The following is a 16,619-nucleotide window of genomic DNA, read 5'->3' on the forward strand; positions in this document are numbered from 1 at the left end:
CCGCTCGCTCGCTACAGCGCTATCGAGAGCGCGCTCGCGAGCGGCTTCGCTACCGCCGAGCTACACCACCTGTGGGGACGCGACCGATTTGTCGAGTAGACTGGTCGGATCGTTCAATTCGAGCAATTGTTCGAACTGCTATCTGCGTTTCTCTAAATTTCGATTGCCCATGGCTCGCCTATGGCTCTCTAGCCCCGGAGCGAAAATTTTCGAAGCCGTTCCGGCGCGGTCCGACAGTCTTGCTGAATTATCCTGATGAATGACAAGGGCGCTATTCGGAAACGGGCTATGACAGGATAGATCCGATAATAAAAACGAGTCGAAAACGGTCCGGCGCCTATCGCTGGACCGATGTCTACGAGGACGCAAGCTCGACCGAAGAAGAACGTCGTGTTTTGGATGAGGCTGCAACGTTTGGCATAAGGTCCGGCGTTAGCGTTCCATTGGATGGTCCCAACGGGAGATTTGCATTCATGAGCTTTGCTCAACGCTGCGACAGGACACTTCAAAATAGAGCAATGACCTATTTGCAGCTTGCTGCAGTTAATTTCATCGAATGGGCGCGAAGTTTGCAAGTTGAATGAGTTCGCGGCAGTCCCGTTCCTTTATTAAGGAGAGAAAGAGAGAGATAGAGATAGAGAGAGAGAGAGAGTATCTGATGGATATAGAGAGGAAAGTCATCACGGGACATAGGCAGAATTTTAGGGATAGCTCCAAATACAGTAAATTCCACTTGCAAACGTGAAACATAAATTGGATGCTTCTAGCAGGACGCTTGCGGCAATAGAAGCCGTAAGCCTTGGAATTATTGAATCGTGAAACGACGTCAAAAAAGCCAGATGTCACGTTCGGTCTGTCCGGCGGCCCATCCAAGACGCGCTTAAATGTCTGATCTCAAGCTTTGATGGGGAATCCTTATCTCCCGGGTCAAAGGGCGCGCTATGGCCACATTCTTCATTGGAGCGCCGTGAGGACCGAGATGGCAAATCTGCCGCCTTCCTCGGAGTACCAAGATCGACAGCCCTCTCCGCCAAGAAAGAGGCACGCCATCTTCGGCATACGGCGAAACGCTGCTGCACTCGACGACTGCCTTTACGCTTGCCGCCGACGGTCCCGCATCTCACCCGCTTCCTCGCATCGTTGGCTTTAGTTAGCACCAAAGCATCAGCAGTCTGCAGGCCTAGTTCGTTCTTCACGACCCCTTTGCGTGCGAACGTCGTTTGAGTCAGGTGTCGTCAGCGTTCGTTGCTACGCCGCCTTGATGATTTCGTAGTCGCCGTCAGTGAACCTGGAGGACTTGAACTTGCTCAGATCGAGAGACGGCGCTCCGTCGACGATCCACTTGCTCATCTGCTTACCCACGACCGGACCGAGGGCGAAGCCGTGACCGCTGAACCCGCACAGCGCGTATACGTTCTCGTAGCCATGAAGAAGGTCTATGACGGGAATGAGGTCCGGAGTGGTATCGATCCGCCCTGCCCAGCTGTCCGCCAAAGTCAGGCCGCTGATGTGGGGGAACATGACACGAAACTCGGCTAGGTTCTGTTTCACCTTCGCGATATTCGTGGCAGGCTCCGAGAGCGGACTGTGCTTGCCCTTTCCAGGCAGTAGATCCGTCAAGCTTCTGATGGTGTCCCGTCCGAGCCCGATCCGCAGCAAGCCTTGGTTCTGCTTTAGGGCGGGCAAGAAATACCGAAGGTTTGTGAAGGCTTGGAGCGTCAGGTCGTAGTCAGTTCCGGCATTCCGATACCCGTTTCCGATGATGAAGGACCCATCTGGCCTGGGGCGGTAAGCCGTGGTGGGCGCCCACATGGCAATTTGGGTGAACGGGGTGGTTGCCGTCGTGAGGCCCACCGATGATCTGATGTTCTGTACCGGAAGATTGTAGCCGAGTTTCGCCAGGAGCCTCCTCGATCCGATACCACTGGCGACAACCACCTTCGCACATTGATAGGTGTTCCGCAGCGTGCGGACGCCTGTCACGCGACCTCTGGTTCTCGTGAAGTCAGTGATGACTTCGTCGTTGAAGAACTCGGCACCAGCCGCCTTCGCCGCGCGGGCTACCGTGTGGGTCGACAACTTGGGATCGCCGTGTCCGTCATCTCGCGTGAAAAGCGCGCACCGCCAGCTTCCAGCGAGTTCGGGAAGCTTTTCCTTGAGCGCTTTCGCATCCAGTATTTCCGAAGTCAGGCGATGCGTCTGCGCATCGCGATAGCTCGTTTCCACGACCTCTTCGTCTTCGGCCGTTTTCGCAGGCATGAGGATACCTGATTTCACGCGCTGCGTGGAATCGAACCCGAACTCATCGGTAATCTCGTCCCAAAGGACAGAAGCCTCGGCCGCCAGAGGGATTTCAGCAGGGTGGCGGCCTTGCTTTCGAATAAAACCCCATGCGCGGCTTGACTGCTCTCCCGCGACCGGACCGCGATCGAAAACCGCAACGCGTATGCTTTGGCGGGCCAGGTAATAGGCGGTCGAACACCCAGCGATACCCGCCCCGATTATGGCGACTTCGTAAGTCTTGGGAGTGGCCGTCTTCGCCATCAAAGCGTGGTCCTCAGTAACGTCGTCAACCCTGCGCTAGGCGGGCGGGGCCTCTTTCGACTGCCGCCAGACCGCTCTGTTTGAGCCGATGTCGGGGTTCTAAATGCCTATTCCCAGTTCGCGGCTGCGACGCGCATGAAGTTGCCGCCGAGAATTCCGCTGATGTCCTTGTTGCTGTAACCCCTTGCCGACAGGGCGGCCGTGATCTGAGGGAACAGTTCGATATCAACGAAACCGAGATTGGCTCCGGCCGGGTAATGCTCCGGCGGCCAGTAATCGGTGGCGTTCGCGAAGCGCGTCGAAAGCGCATTCGTGATCTCCGCAAAATCGGTTCCGAAGCCCACGTGCTGTGGCCCGACCAATTCACAGTAATGGTCGATGTTCCGCACGAGGAGATCGACATTGGAGGTGTTGTCGCCTGCTTTCGTCAGGAAGATACGAATACCGGTAACGCCGATCACGCCTCCGGTGTGCGCACAGGCGATAGCCTGCTCATTCCAGATGTTGCGTGGGTGGTCGTGGAGAACGCGGCTGTTCGAATGGCTGATGATGATCGGCTTCGACGAGGTTTCTGCCAGGTCAATCGACATACTGGGACTGCAGTGAGTCCCGTCAACGAGCAAGCCGACGCGGTTCATCTCCCTGACGACTTCCCGGCCGAACGCAGTGATCCCTGTGTTGGGGCCGTGGCAGCCGCCGCCTCCAGCGTTGTCCTTGTTATAAACGAATGAGATCTGGCGAACGCCCAGGCGATGGTAGGTCTCGACGAGTTCGACCTTGCCGTCGAGTGCCGACACGCCCTCGATGTCCATTGATACCGCGAGTTTTCCTGCCCGCTTGGCGGCGAGCACGTCTGCGACGCTGGAAACGCGAATGTACTTGTCCGTGTTGTCGCTCAGGAACTTGCGGTAGCCGGCTATGACCGCGAATGTATCATGCCAAGGCAACACGTCATAGCCAACGTTGGTACTGACGAACGTGAACCCGGCCTTCCGGATCCGCTCCAGCGAATTGACGTCGATGGGGACCTGAGGGTCCATTCCGCAATGGGCATCCCAGACGATGCTCTTCTGGAATAGTTCGTCAACGTTGAACTGGGTCACGTCCATAGCAATCACGCCTTTGAAATTGGGTGACAGTACAATCCGCGGAGGCGGCGAGCCTGTCCAACAGCAAATTGATATAGCGCGATGAGAAAGGGAGATCGGTGAGCCCCTGAGCAGGTATCGTCGGAGTTTCGCTGCAGTCTTTCTGAATGAGGGCCACCAGGTCACGCTTTAGGATCCGGCCGTCCAGTGGGTGGTGCTTCTTATGGCAATGCCGGAATCGCCGAACGAGCTGTCTGCCCATCGCGAACCCTAGTTCTGCGGCAGATCCCAAATCTCTGGTTTGTCTTGGCGACGCGCTAGAGAAAATCGACAGGTCAGGCACGAGCCCAGCTATTTCTCAGTCGGAAAGCTCTGTCGGGACACGACCTCTACTCGATTTCATCTCAGTTCCCGGCATCATACACCGCGTCGGCAAACCAACGGATTCGAAGCGGGGTTCCAGGCTAGAGAAACTGCGCGAGGTTTCGCCCAAGGTCACGGTATGAAAATAGGGCTGCTCGACGAGGGTGCGATTCAAGATCTCGAACCTAGTCTTTCTCAGATGCTTTCCAACGGAGTTCTGCGATCTCACTCACGCTTTGTAAGTTGTCAAAAAGGGCTGGTCGAGACTTGCGAGCGCCATCTGCTGGTCAGTGGCGGAGATGTACGCCAAGTTGCATTGAAAAGGATTGAGATTCGCGGTGCGGAATGCGCTATCGTGAGTGGAGAGGGGAACCTTTCGTTTTGAAAGCCTCGTGATGAGTGGCTAGGCGGTTCAGCGAATGCTACGGAGCGGGCGGAGTGTCGATCAATCGCCGGCAGGGTGTCCCAAGACAACATCGATGAAGTTTCGTAAGGTGGGTGCCGTGTTGTGCTTTCGCCAAGCCGCGTAAAGGTGGAACGGCTCTGGGTTTTCCCGAATAGCTACCGTGGCGACGCGGTTTGAGTAGGTGGCAGCCACCGAGCTTGCGATCAGGACGACCCCAACGTTTTCTTCTACTAGAGCGAACGCACTTTCGTTGTCCTGCATCATGATGGAGGGCCGCGGGAGGAAACCAGCCTGGCGGCAGATGTTGTTGATACGACGGGTGTAAATCTGCCAAGGTTCAGTCGACCACAGCAAAATGTGTTCGTGTTTCAGTTCGGACGCCGAGATCGAATCCCGCTGCGCCAATCTATGGGTCTTAGCGACCGCGAGAGCTACGTGGTCTTCGAAAAGGTGTATGGCCTCCAGCTCATCGTCTATAACGGGTCCAACCACGAACCCGATGTCGACCTCGCCGCGGCTGATTGTCCCCGCGGTGTTCTCGGGGATCATTTCCGATGTCGCCTGGCTGATCAGGCGCAGATCCACATTCGGATACTGCCTGTGGAACTTGGCCAGCACCTTCGGCAAAAACGTTCGGATCGAGATTTCGTTGTAGCCGATCTTCAACTGCCCGACTTCGCCACGAATCGCGGAAAGCGCCTTGATCGAGATTTCATCCAGGCCACCGACGATCGTCCGAGCGTATCCAAGTAGATTTTTTCCGACCGAACTCGGCTTCACGCCTCGCGCGGTGCGCTCGAACACCGGAACGCCCAACTCGGCCTCGAGCGTCTGGATTGTCCGGCTGATTGCCGACTGCGAAGTGTTCAAGCGTTCGGCAGCGCGCCGGAACCCTCCTTCGTCGTTTACCGCCAGCAATGCGCGGAGCTGCTGCAGACTGATCCGCGGCGATCTCACCAAGGCATCACCCAATACCAAATAGCTGTTAGACAGGTATCGTATATCATCGCAAGGAGCGTCCGTCTAATGCTCGCGGCGTGCCGCACGAAACTGTGCGGGAAGACGGTCCGAACCCATTGAAACTACCAAGGGCATTCTGTCAGGAACGGACCCGAGTTTCAGCCGCGGCTTGCCAAGCAGGCGATCAAGATACACTCGCGCTGCGATCTAGGGGAGACTCGTACCATGATGGAAGCGACCTGATGAATCTCCTCGAAGTGCGCAACAAAAGGTGGATGAATTTCGTCAACGGCGACTGGGTGTCTTCGACCGAGTTCATTGACATCGAGAACCCGGCTTCAGGGGAGATCATTGCTTCGGTCGCTGCCGCGAGAGAAGATGATGTCTCGAGCGCGGTCGCTGCGGCGAGAGCCTGCGTTGCAACCGGTGCGCTCACAAGCTGCCGACCAGCCGTCCGTGCGGAAATGATGACGAGAATCGCATCGGAGATTCGTAACCGGGTTGAGGATGGTGCCTACATAGGTTGCCTGGAGAGCGGAAAGCCACTCGGGGCGGCAAGGGCCGAGTTCGAAGAGGCTGCCAGGTATTTCGAGTACTACGCGGGCATGGCCGACAAGATCGAAGGCAGTGCGATACCGTTGGGGCACCGTTACCTGGATTATACGATCCGGGAGCCCTACGGCATCTCGTTACAGATCGTACCATGGAACTTCGCGCCTTCCATCTGCGCCCGCTCGCTGGCACCAGCGCTGGCCGCCGGGAATGCCGTCATCGTCAAGTCGCCAGAGCTGACTCCGTTGGCGATGATCGTCCTCTTCGAGGCCATGGAACGGGCAGGGGTACCGAAAGGTGCCGTGAACCTCCTGTGCGGCCTTGGGCGGGCCACAGGTGCGGCTCTGGTCAGCCATCCCGATATCGATCAGATCGTATTCACGGGTTCTGTCCAGACGGGCGTGTCAATCATGAAGGCGGCCTCTGAGCGATCGGTGCCATGCGTCATGGAACTCGGAGGCAAGTCCGCTGGGATCGTCTTCGCCGATGCCAACCTCGATCAAGTGGTCGAGAGCGTGAAGTCGGGCAGCTTCTACAACGCAGGCCAGGTCTGTTCAGCGTTGTCCCGCCTGATCGTTCACGCCTCCGTCTATGACGCTGTCGTCGAGAAGGTGTCGGCGATGGCCGGAGCCTTGCAGGTCGGAGACGGTTTGGTAGGCGCGGATATGGGCCCGGTGGCGTCTGAACATCAGCTCAGGAAGATCGAGGGCGTATGCGTTCGTGCCAAGAGCGCTGGCGCAAAGCTCGTGACCGGAGGGGAGCGCCTGCCGGGCAAGGGAGGGTGGTTCATGCAGCCCACCGTCTTTGCAGATGTCGACCCGAGCATGGAAATAGCTCAGGAAGAGGTATTCGGTCCGGTCCTGTCCATTATCAAGTTCGAGAACGTCGAAGAGGCCTACGACATCGCGAATGGCACGCGGTTCGGTCTGGTCGCGGGGGTCTTCACGCAGCGGCTTGACATCGCTCTCAAGGCGCCACCCCGCCTGAATGCAGGGCAGGTCTTCGTCAACGAATGGTTCGCTGGCGGGATAGAGACCCCTTTCGGTGGGAACAAGATGTCTGGGCATGGGCGGGAGAAAGGGCAGGAGGCGATTTACAGCTATGTCCGGACGAAGAACGTGGGAGTCTCCCTGGCACCTTAGAATCGAGAGAACGATAACTTCTCCGGGGCCGAATACGGTTTGTTAGGCCCAATCGGTGCGCATTTCCCTGATCGTGAGCAGTTTTTTCACGCGATCATGGGCGGCTGCCTCGCCCAACCTGTTCATTGATAGGCGATTGCGGCGGGTCAAGAGCGCTGGCGCGGGCGTTGTTTTTTTCGCATCGATTGTCGCGGCAATGGCCGAGGGCGCAGGCGATCCAACTCTTACCCAGGCCGATTCCGCCTGTGACCAGGAGGTTCTCGTGGCGGCCGATCCAGTCGCCGGCGACGAGCCTGGACGATGAGTTGAGCTACGACGCTACCTGGCCGGCGACGTCCCCCGACAACGCTGCTCGAGTTCCTCACGCGGAGTGGTGGACAATTTCACCGACTCTGTATTAATTGCAAAACTGTCAACTGATCGATCTCCTAATCGCCGCCGCGCCTCGTACGAGCCCTTTGGATGCAGGGTCTACCGGTCCCAAAGATAAGGCCACCAAAAAACTAGTTCATACCGACTACGACACTCGCTTTGACAAAGGGCTCGCTGAGCTAAGATTGGGAATGTCTCCACGCCTACCTTGGAATCGGCATCGCTTGAACGTCGCTCAAGGGGCGATACGGCAAGCCTTTTTTCTCCGCCGACAGCGCATGGGTCAGGTGGCCACCGTAGCAACAGACTCCGTCACGCAGGCTTTCATCTTCAGTGATGGCCTGCAAGGATTTGAGACTAGCGATGTAACGAATGTAAGGGAAAGTTCGCGCTGTGAGCAGCCGCGTCGCGGTGTTGGCCACCATTGATGGAATATGATCGCAGTTATAATGCACGACATTTTCTTCGCGATACGAGTGGTAGAGCGATGCTGAAGAAGTACAGGTTTCGATGAATTCACGATCACAGGCAGTACAATCGCACAGTATGCTACCTCTCTGCATGGCTCCAACCATGCTGCGGTCGATCAGGTACTCCATTCTCTGCTTCGGAAGATCGGGGCGACGCACCGCACAGTTGAGGACGATGTCGATCTCCGGCAGTGCCGCCGCAATCGTGTCCTGAGTGCGTGAAGGATCCTTCTTATCCATGAGGATTAGGTCGGTGCCAGTTGCGCCGATGTAGTCGACGCCTTCGGTTTCGAAGCGCGCATTGGCTTTGCAATTGAAATCCTCACGGCCTCGAGTGACAACAACGGTCAAGGCGACCCCGAGGTCCGACAAATATTTGAATGCGGACAGACCGATATTGCCGCATCCGATGATCAGAGCCCGCCCTCCGGGAAGGAAGTTCTCATTTCGCGGGCAGAACACTCCTTTTTCCTTGGAGCACAACTCTAATGCTTGCTGAGCGAAGAGATAACCAGTCAGTCGGCTCATCGGCTCAAGTAGTGGTTGCTGGCCGCCTTTTCCCACCCACTCATAAGCAATTCCAAGAAAGCCTCTACTGACGAGTTCAGAGATGTCCTGCGGATCGATGTTCTCATCGAAGTGCAAATACGTAAACAGAATGTGGTGCGGAGAATAGTTAGAGTATTCTGAGCGTAGCGGTGCCTTCACCTTGAGGAGGAGCTGCGCCTGGGCGAGGACCTCGTCTTTCATCGCCACCTTCCCCCCGCGGACCTGATAATCCGAATCCGAGTATCCAGCCCCTTCCCCGGCACTGATTTCAATATAGACATTGTGGCCGAGGCGCGAAAGAGCCTGCGCTTGGATCGGCTGGAGTGCGACACGCCGCTCGTCTTCTTTGATTTCCTTCAAGACGCCGATGTTCATCTTTGAAACTCCCTTTCTGCCTTCGGTATGCGGTTGTTGTCGATCTGATGACCTCTGTTCTTGGACATGTCAGTCGTTCCAGTTCTTTGCAATCGCAGGCTATATTTGCCATCATAGCTGTCGTTCCGTTGGCGCGTTGGCTTATGACGCAATCCGGAAAACCCAGTAGTGCGCCTGCTCGTCTGCGATGTATCTGCTGTCACTTAGACATTGGGCCGGCACAACGACGCCCCCATGCTGAAGACGCCGCACCTCGTCTTCAAAGGATGTGGCCTCAAGGTAGCGCCTGCTGGTGCTTGCAATGACGAACCCGTTCGGGCGCGTGACGCGAGCTAGTTCGCGTAACCCTTCCGGCCGGACTTGCCCGAGCCCGAAGACGCCGCAGCAGACGGTAATGTCATAGGTCGCGTTCGGGTATTCGGAGAGGGTCCCGTTAAGATCGGCGCCAACTTCGATACTGCGGTAGACGCCGGTTCGGCGTGCCTTTCGGGCCATCTCTTCCGTAAGGTCGAACCCGTCGATCAACTGGAAGCCCAAGCGTGCAAGTTGCACGCCGACCAGACCTGTTCCGCAGCCAGCGTCCAGGACTGCGATGGCTCCTCGCTCGCTCGCCAGATAGGCGGTCTGCACCACTCCCGCCAGTTCAGCCACGGCTATCGGTCCGTAGTATCTCTCGCCGCCGACATCCCGATTGTACGAACCGGCCCATTCTCGATAGAATAGTGACAAGCGATCGGCGTCGCATTCGAGGTGGGAAATCTCGGCGCGTTTTCGTGCGGCTTGGTCCAGTGCCGACTCTCGGTCGGGGGTTTTCATTGACAATTCCTTTAGGTTGATGGCATTTGGCACAGCCGCTTGAGCCATTAAGCTGTTCGTTGCGGAGCAATAGGTGAGGCAACAAGCTGTTCGGTAACAAGTTAGCTATCGGACACAGAGTAGATCATAAGTCCAACGAGCGATTTCGACACAGGCACAGGCCATGATCTCCATCGAACTTCAGCAATCGAACTGTTCCATGATCGGCTGAGATCACCAACTCTTCTTTTGCCAGACCCATACGGTTGGAAGTTTCTAAGACCATTCATCGAATGATCGGCCGACGAAAGTTCCTGGACTACAGGCTGGTTCGGCGGTAAACGGAGATATGACGATTGCTGCCTTCGGCGAAAGCACTTCTCGTCCAGTCTGCCCAGCGTTCTGCGAGCTCCAGTCCTACGGACTCGGCCATAGTGTCAAGTTCTTGATGATAGACGTAACGGGCGCGATGTGGTAACCGCCTGACCGATGTACCAGAAAACCAGAGAAGGCTCGAAACCAAGTTCTGGTTCAGTGGATCGTGGACATGCGTGTTGAGAATCGTGTTGTCATGATCCACGAAAATCGTAGTAGTTTTTTGGCCGTTCACGAAGCCTTCCAAGGTCGGCACATCGAGCTCGATCACCAAAATTCCCTGAACGTCTAGCACCTCCGCAACAGATCGGAGGCATGCCAATTGAGCTTCGCGCGTGAAGAGGGCCTTGAACGTGTTATAGACACAATATACCAGGTTGTAGCGTTGCTCCGATCTGAAATCGGCAATGTCTCCCTTCCAAGCTTTAACAAGATCAGTGCGCTCGGCGAGCACTTCTAACATACTGTCCGAATTGTCTATACCTTCGACCCTGACCCCACGCTCACTCAACGGTACCGCTACGCGTCCGTCACCAATACCAAGTTCGAGAGCTCCCCCCTCGCCACAATACCCCTCAAGAAAATCAACAGTCTCGACTACATCAACCATTCTGCCGTGCACACGGGCAAATTTGCCGTAATTAAGAGCCCATTCCCTATCGTAAATAAAGTCGCCACCCATATTTTCTTCTCCTGGCAATATACTAGAGTGTATTCACTTCGCTATATGTTAATGCGGGTTGATCAGATCAACATTGTCCAAGCGATTGATCGCGAGTTCGAACTCGGCCGATCGTCTCCGGTCGGCGACCCAGCACCGTTGCCGGTCTGGTGTAAATCTGAACTGCTTTCCTTTTTGATTTCATCAATCACGGTAATCACCTCAGGATGGATATCGGTCGGCAACTCTCCTACGAGGTGATGCGAAAGTCGTGCCAACTGCCTCATCGAGGTGTTTTTAGGCGCTATTTAACGAGTAAGACTGGTCCGGCAGATAATCAAATTGAGCAGCAAAGCGTCACACCCACGACAAACCCGACAGGAGTGTCGGCTGTCCGCCGTTTTCTTCGCCAGGGGTCGTAATTGACAACTAGCCCAGCCATCCAACTGTCGGCCTCGCAGATCGGGCCGGGCGAAAAAGCTGGTGAGTCGGATCTTGAATGAACCGTCGTGGTCGCCTAACCTCTGACTCGCACATGCAGCCGTCGCGAATGCCCAGCGTCGCCACGAACACGCCTTGATCTTCGCGCCGCCGATTTCGGCCAGACGCTCGCCGAAGTCGATCTGCAGCTGTCGCCCCGGTGGCCTCTCGAACCGGTCGCCAGCGCAGGCCCCCAGCCCGGCTGCCAGCGCGTTGCATGTTAGCCGGCGGCACCACGCAAGACCTTCACGGTGTGGTGGCCACAGCCTCCTGCCGCGCGATCCGCTTCAGTCGCTCCATCCGCACGCCTTCAGGCGCCACATCTCCGCGACATCGCATGGTATCTTCATCACCTGCCCCCCGCGGATCACTCCACGACGGGTTTCCCGTGATTCGGTGTACGTTAATTTGCTCTCTTCTCAGTCCCCCGTGAGGTGGCAATTCCCGTGGCGCAGAGGAGGGCAATTTTCCATGACGCGCGACACTAGACTAGAGCACGTCCTGTTCAATCTGGGTCATACCCGGCTGCCTTGAGGTAATTGGCGCATTCGTCAGGGGTGAAGCGTTCGAGGATCGCGCCGACCGTATCCGAGCGCGGCGATTGTCCTCTCGGCCTTGGCGCGCATCAGCGCCTTCAGCTTGGCGAAGGCGTTTTCGATCGGATTGAAGTCGGGACCGAAGGGCGGCAGGTAGAGCAGGCTCGCACCCGCCGTTTCTATTGCGTCGCGAACGCCCGCCGCCTTGTGGGCGGGCAAGTTGTCCATCACGACGACGTCGCCGCGTTCGAGGGTCGGAACCAGCACTTGGCTGACATAGGCGAGGAACACAGTGCCGTTCATGGCGCCGTCGTAGACGAAGGGGGCGATCATGCCGGTCAGCCGCAGCGCTCCGGTGAAGGTGGTGGTCTTCCAATGCCCGTGCGGCACGCCAGCCCGGCAGCGTTCGCCGCGCGGCGCTCTTCCGCGCAGGCGCGCCATCTTCGTGGAGAGGCCCGTCTCGTCGATGAACACCAGCTTCGCCGGATCGAGATCGAGCTGGCCGGCGAACCAGTCCCGGCGTCGCTTCAGGATGTCGGGGCGGTCCTGCTCCAGTGCGTGCGCGGACTTTTTTTGAATGTCCAGCCGTGCCAGCCGAGCCAGGCGCTCAAGGCGCTGCGGCTGATCCGAACCGACTGCTCGACCTCCAGCCGCGCCACCATCTCGTTCAGCGTGATCTCCTTGCGCTCCTCGATCAGCCCAACGATGAAGGCGTCATGCGCATCGAGGCTGGACGCGCGGCGGCGACCCTGCGGCCGCGCGTCCAGTCTCGCCGATCTTCGCCCGAGCAATCCAGCGGATCGCACTTGATATACCCACACCAAACCGCGCCACGGCTTGGCGCGCCGACATACCTTCGTCCGAAGCCTTTAACACACGCCACCACAGATCGCCACTCAGTGCTTTTCCCATTATCCACCTCCGTCGAGATGAATGTTGAATCAGCACATAACGCTGGACGTCACTTCACAATCGATTCATCGATGCATCGATGGTAGGACGTGCTCTAGCAAGACGGCTTAAGAGAATCTCAACGGGCCACTCAACCGAGCCCCCCGACCATCTCGAGTTTTTGATCAGGCCCTGACGCGTACGGCTTATGAGGTGGCTGCAAATGCGATCACGTCAGAGGACTGCGCACACCCAAGGGTCCGGCGTTTGGCGGACTTCCGATCAAAAGCTGACCTGATTGAGTTTGCGAAATTTCTCGACCTCTCAATTCTACGCGTTCTGTGGAATGTCGGTTCCGAAATACCGTCTGTAGACAACAGGTACGCGCCATTCTGCGCGAGGCCGGTGTCAAGCTCGGACGCGCTCGCGCACTGCCTTAGCTGATCTTGTGCGCGAGCTGGCCGACGCCGAGGCGATGGTGATGGTGATGGTCGAGCCGCTGCTTTCGATCCTCGGCTCCATGCCCAAGGAGTTCGCCCGCCTGACCAAGCAGGTTTTCGACATGGCGGGCTAGGAGGAAGTCTGTCGACGAATGGAAGCCCCAAGACGAATTACGGAACTGCGGTAACCAACCCGCGGATAAAAGCGTGATCGACCGTCGTCCGAAGGCCCATCCCGTCCCCGTCCTGTCCCCAATCGACGGAAACGAGCCTGTGACAAAGGGCATCGGGAAGAAAATTCATGCATCACCTTTCACCACGGTGATAAGAGTTATGTGGCTGAGCCGATGCGATCGATCAGATTCTCATCCGGGCTGGGTAACCGCCTTCCGTGTCTTTGTCTCGGGGCTGTCCTCGGTCTAGAGAGCGGGCGTCGGGCGTCGTCTTTGAGATCCATCGCCAGCCTGTGCAGCTTCAGCCAATCCGACTGCTTCGCAAGCCTGCCAAGCAGGGAACATGAGAGCTAACATCCTCTGCCCTTAGCCAATCCTCACTTCCACACGTGGTTTGCGACACGGAGGAAATTTTCTCCCATTATCCCACGCACGTCTTTGTCCGAGTATCCGCGCGTGCTTAGAGTGTCAGCGATTTGTGGAAATGCTTCTGGATCCATAAACCCAAGACTTGGACCATTCGGATATTGCGACTTTGGCCAGTAAAGAGAGTTCCATGAAGAAACCAAACCGGCTCTGTCTGGAAAGTAGTCAAGTCCAATACCGACGGACATAGGGCCAACCAAGTCAGCCTTGTGATCAATGTGTCTGATCAAAGCTTCAACGCTAGCGACACCCGTTCCCAAAAAGACACCTAGACCGGTGACACCGCTCACTCCTCCCTTTGCGGCGCAGGCGATTATCTGCTCATCGCAGATGTTGCGTTCGTGATCGTAAATCGAACTGCAATTAGAGTGCGAGAATACGACGGGGTTTTCTGATAACTGGATTGCCTCCATCGAGGATTTAAAAGAAACATGAGAGCAGTCGATCACCATTCCCAGTCTGTCCATCTGCTGAACAATATCTCTACCGAACTTCGTGAGACCTTGGTCTTCGTCATGACATCCGGCGGCAGCCGCGTTGTTCCTATTGTAGGTAAGCGTCATCTGCCGAACCCCAAGATCATAGTAGAGTCTCAACATCTCTAAGGAGCCATTGAGGGCACTCATCCCTTCAATGTCGAACACAATAGCTAACTTGCCATCCGTCTTGGCCTGCCTAATATCCTTTTCACTGCGGACAATCACGCATTGGTTTGGGCGGGCTGCAACGGCCGCTCTGTAGACCGATAAATTTTGGATGCATTCGGACCACGGACTTACATCGGAACCGACATTGAGGGTCAGCAATGTCACACCAGAATCAATGTATCGCCGCAGATACGTTGGCTCATCAGTATCATCAAATAAGATTCCGGAATGACCGTCCCATATCACGCCTTCGAAGCGCGGGCCGTCTCTGCTCACGAGATGCCTCCTGCAAAGTGGTCACAATCAGAGCAAAACCTCGGCCTCGGCCAAGCAGAAAGCTCAAGGCAAGTTGTCGGGGCTGTGAAGCGGGGGCCCACTGCCACACTCTGGTTATCGGATTTCGTTGGCTTACCCGCTGCGGCTCTTCAGATCCGAAAGGAACTAAATTCGCTGCTGGGCGAGTGTAGTGGCTCTCGCGACGGAAGCATTTCGTTCATGTTAATTCCTTCGGGGCGGGTACTTCGAGGCCGCGATGGTCGTGACGGCCCCCCATTTTCCAGCAATATGTGTGCCAATGAAGCGATGCGCGAACAACAGGTCCAAAAACTAGTGTTTCGCCTCGCGATGTCGGCACTTGAGCCTCAATGTGACGGATTCCAGACATAGAGAGACGGCTCGCACCCCACGCGGAATGAGCTTGGCCTCGGTCAGGAAAATGACGTTCGGTCGTTCCCAGCCGAGTAGATGCTATGGGCCGAGCAACGAGGGATGTCATCCTTCGGCGCTGGGATCCACCATCAGAAGAAGGCCCCCGATGTCGCAGTCTTTTGAGGCAAGCCGGTCCTTACAGCTCTCGAACAGCAAACGTCGTAGCCGTCATCGAAAACAGCAAGGCAAATAGCTGATCCGCCGCACTCGTTCCGGGTCTTGAGCGACAGCCTCTCAAGAAGATCCATGCCGACACACCATCCCTTTGCGACGCTGAGGTGCTATTTGAGGCGCTTCGCCGACTTGTCAGGATATTGCGACAGCACTTCCTCGATAAGCCTCGCATGGAGGCCTCCGTCATTCTCGTATTCCAGGCTCATGGGACCCCTTTCAAGGTTCAGGGTGACGCCTCACCGACGAGGCGCCGTTCTTTGAAAGGCGCACCAGGTCAGGCGGCGCCTCATGTCGGCAGCGGTCGCTACTGTGCGGCCGCCTTGGCCGGTTCCTTGACCTGAAGCTCGGCAAGCATCTGCTCGTCGGTCTTCATGATGCCGAAGTCGAGCAGCATGTCCTCGAGCTCCTCCATGGTGATCGGGGTCGGGATGGTGCCCTGGCCCGAATTGGCATGGCGCGAAAAAGGCGAGCAAGGCGCTAGGGCCTCGGATGTTTCCGCAATCCTCCCGTCCCTGCCCGGAACGCAGGCTGAAAACCGGAAAGCCGCCCGTCGCGCGGCACGCCTCATCGAAGTTGGATGCACGGCGTCCTGACGATTGTGCCGATCTTCACTGCGTTCAAGAGCACGTCCAGCGACGGGATCGTCTTAGGTGCGCGAAATACTGGGGCCATGATCGTCATCGTCAGGTTGAGAAACAAAGGCGGGTCGATCGTCATCATCATGCGGACGCAATAGAGCCTGGACAGCCGGCACCATGACTTGCGGAACCAGCATCATTTCCAGGCCGAGCGCGCGAGCGATATTCATGAGCGTTGTTGCACGCGCGGCTGCGGCTCCCGTTCGATGTCGCGATATCGGGGACGGGATATACCCGCCAAATCAGCGACCTGCTCCTGCGTTATCGCAGCGGCCAGCCTCGCCTGCCTGAAAAGCCCACCGATTTCCCGTAGAATTTCCGATTGAGAATCCATATGATATGTAAACGATCCATTCCAATGCTAGATGATATGGCAGAGTATCTTATCTAGCGATAGAATCAACGTGTTAGGATCTGTTCGCGTATCATGCATCGGACAAATGATACGTAAAAAGATCAATCATCCTGCCTTTGCGCCCCCGACGGTGGACGCCGTCCGAAGCTGACGCCCGATCAGCGCTCCGAAATCACCGGAATGTTAAATCAAGGGGGTCCGGCGGCTGAAATCGCTCGTCTCTTCTCGTTCATACGGCCGGCCGCGCTGACTGGGGGGTCAATGTGATCGCCACTCCTGGATCGCAATGGCTTTGTACCATCTGCTCCTGCCGGTCTCCCGCCGCACCTAGTGTTCCGACCCTTTTAGGGGCTTCTCGCTCTGCGTGACCGGTCACCCTGATCAAGCATCGACTTAGCCGTCGAAACCGCTTTAGGTAGTGTGCTGAGAGTTCTGCAAATTCGCTGAGAGAGGGCGGTCATGGCAGGCTGGTGATGTTCAACGTCACCGATTCCCGCGA

The 16,619-nt window shown here is 56.8% G+C and carries 10 protein-coding genes and 5 pseudogenes; 3 read left to right on the forward strand and 12 right to left on the reverse strand.

Features of this window, described 5'->3' with window-relative positions; all coding sequences use genetic code 11:
* The first annotated feature begins 308 nt into the window (after positions 1-308).
* Positions 309-584, forward strand: coding sequence for an autoinducer binding domain-containing protein (locus NKJ37_RS31310; RefSeq protein ID WP_352776388.1), 276 nt, complete (start codon positions 309-311; stop codon positions 582-584).
* 664 nt (positions 585-1,248) lie between these two features.
* On the opposite strand, the gene NKJ37_RS31315 is transcribed toward NKJ37_RS31310, so the two are convergent.
* The 3 genes from NKJ37_RS31315 to NKJ37_RS31325 form a co-directional block, all read right to left on the reverse strand.
* On the reverse strand, positions 1,249-2,544 hold the full coding sequence (locus NKJ37_RS31315) for an NAD(P)/FAD-dependent oxidoreductase (protein WP_352776377.1): 1,296 nt from the start codon (positions 2,542-2,544) through the stop codon (positions 1,249-1,251).
* A gap of 107 nt (positions 2,545-2,651) precedes the next feature.
* The gene (locus NKJ37_RS31320; RefSeq protein ID WP_352776379.1) at positions 2,652-3,653 is read right to left on the reverse strand and encodes a dipeptidase; all 1,002 of its coding nucleotides are present in this window, start codon (positions 3,651-3,653) and stop codon (positions 2,652-2,654) included.
* 787 nt (positions 3,654-4,440) lie between these two features.
* Positions 4,441-5,358, reverse strand: coding sequence for a LysR family transcriptional regulator (locus tag NKJ37_RS31325; protein WP_352554152.1), 918 nt, complete (start codon positions 5,356-5,358; stop codon positions 4,441-4,443).
* Positions 5,359-5,603: 245 nt separating this feature from the next.
* Between NKJ37_RS31325 and NKJ37_RS31330 the strand changes: the two genes are divergently transcribed.
* Entirely contained in the window at positions 5,604-7,055 is a 1,452-nt protein-coding gene (locus NKJ37_RS31330) for an aldehyde dehydrogenase family protein (RefSeq protein WP_352776380.1), read from the forward strand.
* Between the two features lie 181 nt (positions 7,056-7,236).
* Here the strand turns inward: NKJ37_RS31330 and NKJ37_RS31335 are convergent.
* The 5 genes and pseudogenes from NKJ37_RS31335 to NKJ37_RS31355 all read right to left on the reverse strand — a co-directional run.
* A pseudogene (locus NKJ37_RS31335) lies at positions 7,237-7,350 on the reverse strand (ATP-binding protein); the annotation flags it as partial.
* Positions 7,351-7,630: 280 nt separating this feature from the next.
* Positions 7,631-8,821 (reverse strand): hypothetical protein, encoded by a 1,191-nt coding sequence (locus tag NKJ37_RS31340; protein WP_352776381.1) that lies wholly within the window; start codon positions 8,819-8,821, stop codon positions 7,631-7,633.
* A 141-nt stretch (positions 8,822-8,962) separates the two neighbouring features.
* Positions 8,963-9,637, reverse strand: coding sequence for a class I SAM-dependent DNA methyltransferase (locus NKJ37_RS31345; protein WP_352776382.1), 675 nt, complete (start codon positions 9,635-9,637; stop codon positions 8,963-8,965).
* A gap of 298 nt (positions 9,638-9,935) precedes the next feature.
* Entirely contained in the window at positions 9,936-10,673 is a 738-nt protein-coding gene (locus NKJ37_RS31350) for a class I SAM-dependent methyltransferase (protein ID WP_352776383.1), read from the reverse strand.
* Positions 10,674-11,637: 964 nt separating this feature from the next.
* Positions 11,638-12,580 (reverse strand): annotated as a pseudogene (locus tag NKJ37_RS31355) (IS630 family transposase).
* A gap of 427 nt (positions 12,581-13,007) precedes the next feature.
* Between NKJ37_RS31355 and NKJ37_RS31360 the strand changes: the two are divergent.
* Positions 13,008-13,133, forward strand: coding sequence for a hypothetical protein (locus NKJ37_RS31360; protein WP_352776385.1), 126 nt, complete (start codon positions 13,008-13,010; stop codon positions 13,131-13,133).
* Positions 13,134-13,549: 416 nt separating this feature from the next.
* On the opposite strand, the gene NKJ37_RS31365 is transcribed toward NKJ37_RS31360, so the two are convergent.
* The 4 genes and pseudogenes from NKJ37_RS31365 to NKJ37_RS31380 all read right to left on the reverse strand — a co-directional run bounded on the left by NKJ37_RS31365 (position 13,550) and on the right by NKJ37_RS31380 (position 16,099).
* Positions 13,550-14,521: a dipeptidase gene (locus tag NKJ37_RS31365; RefSeq protein WP_352776386.1), complete on the reverse strand. Its 972-nt coding sequence runs from the start codon at positions 14,519-14,521 to the stop codon at positions 13,550-13,552.
* Positions 14,522-15,237: 716 nt separating this feature from the next.
* A pseudogene (locus NKJ37_RS31370) lies at positions 15,238-15,333 on the reverse strand (nitrogenase); the annotation flags it as partial.
* A 98-nt stretch (positions 15,334-15,431) separates the two neighbouring features.
* A pseudogene (gene nifH / locus NKJ37_RS31375) lies at positions 15,432-15,581 on the reverse strand (nitrogenase reductase); the annotation flags it as partial.
* Between the two features lie 192 nt (positions 15,582-15,773).
* A pseudogene (locus NKJ37_RS31380) lies at positions 15,774-16,099 on the reverse strand (helix-turn-helix domain-containing protein).
* Positions 16,100-16,619: the final 520 nt, after the last annotated feature.

It is taken from the genome of Mesorhizobium sp. M0140 (genome assembly GCF_040322475.1).
Taxonomy (GTDB): domain Bacteria; phylum Pseudomonadota; class Alphaproteobacteria; order Rhizobiales; family Rhizobiaceae; genus Mesorhizobium.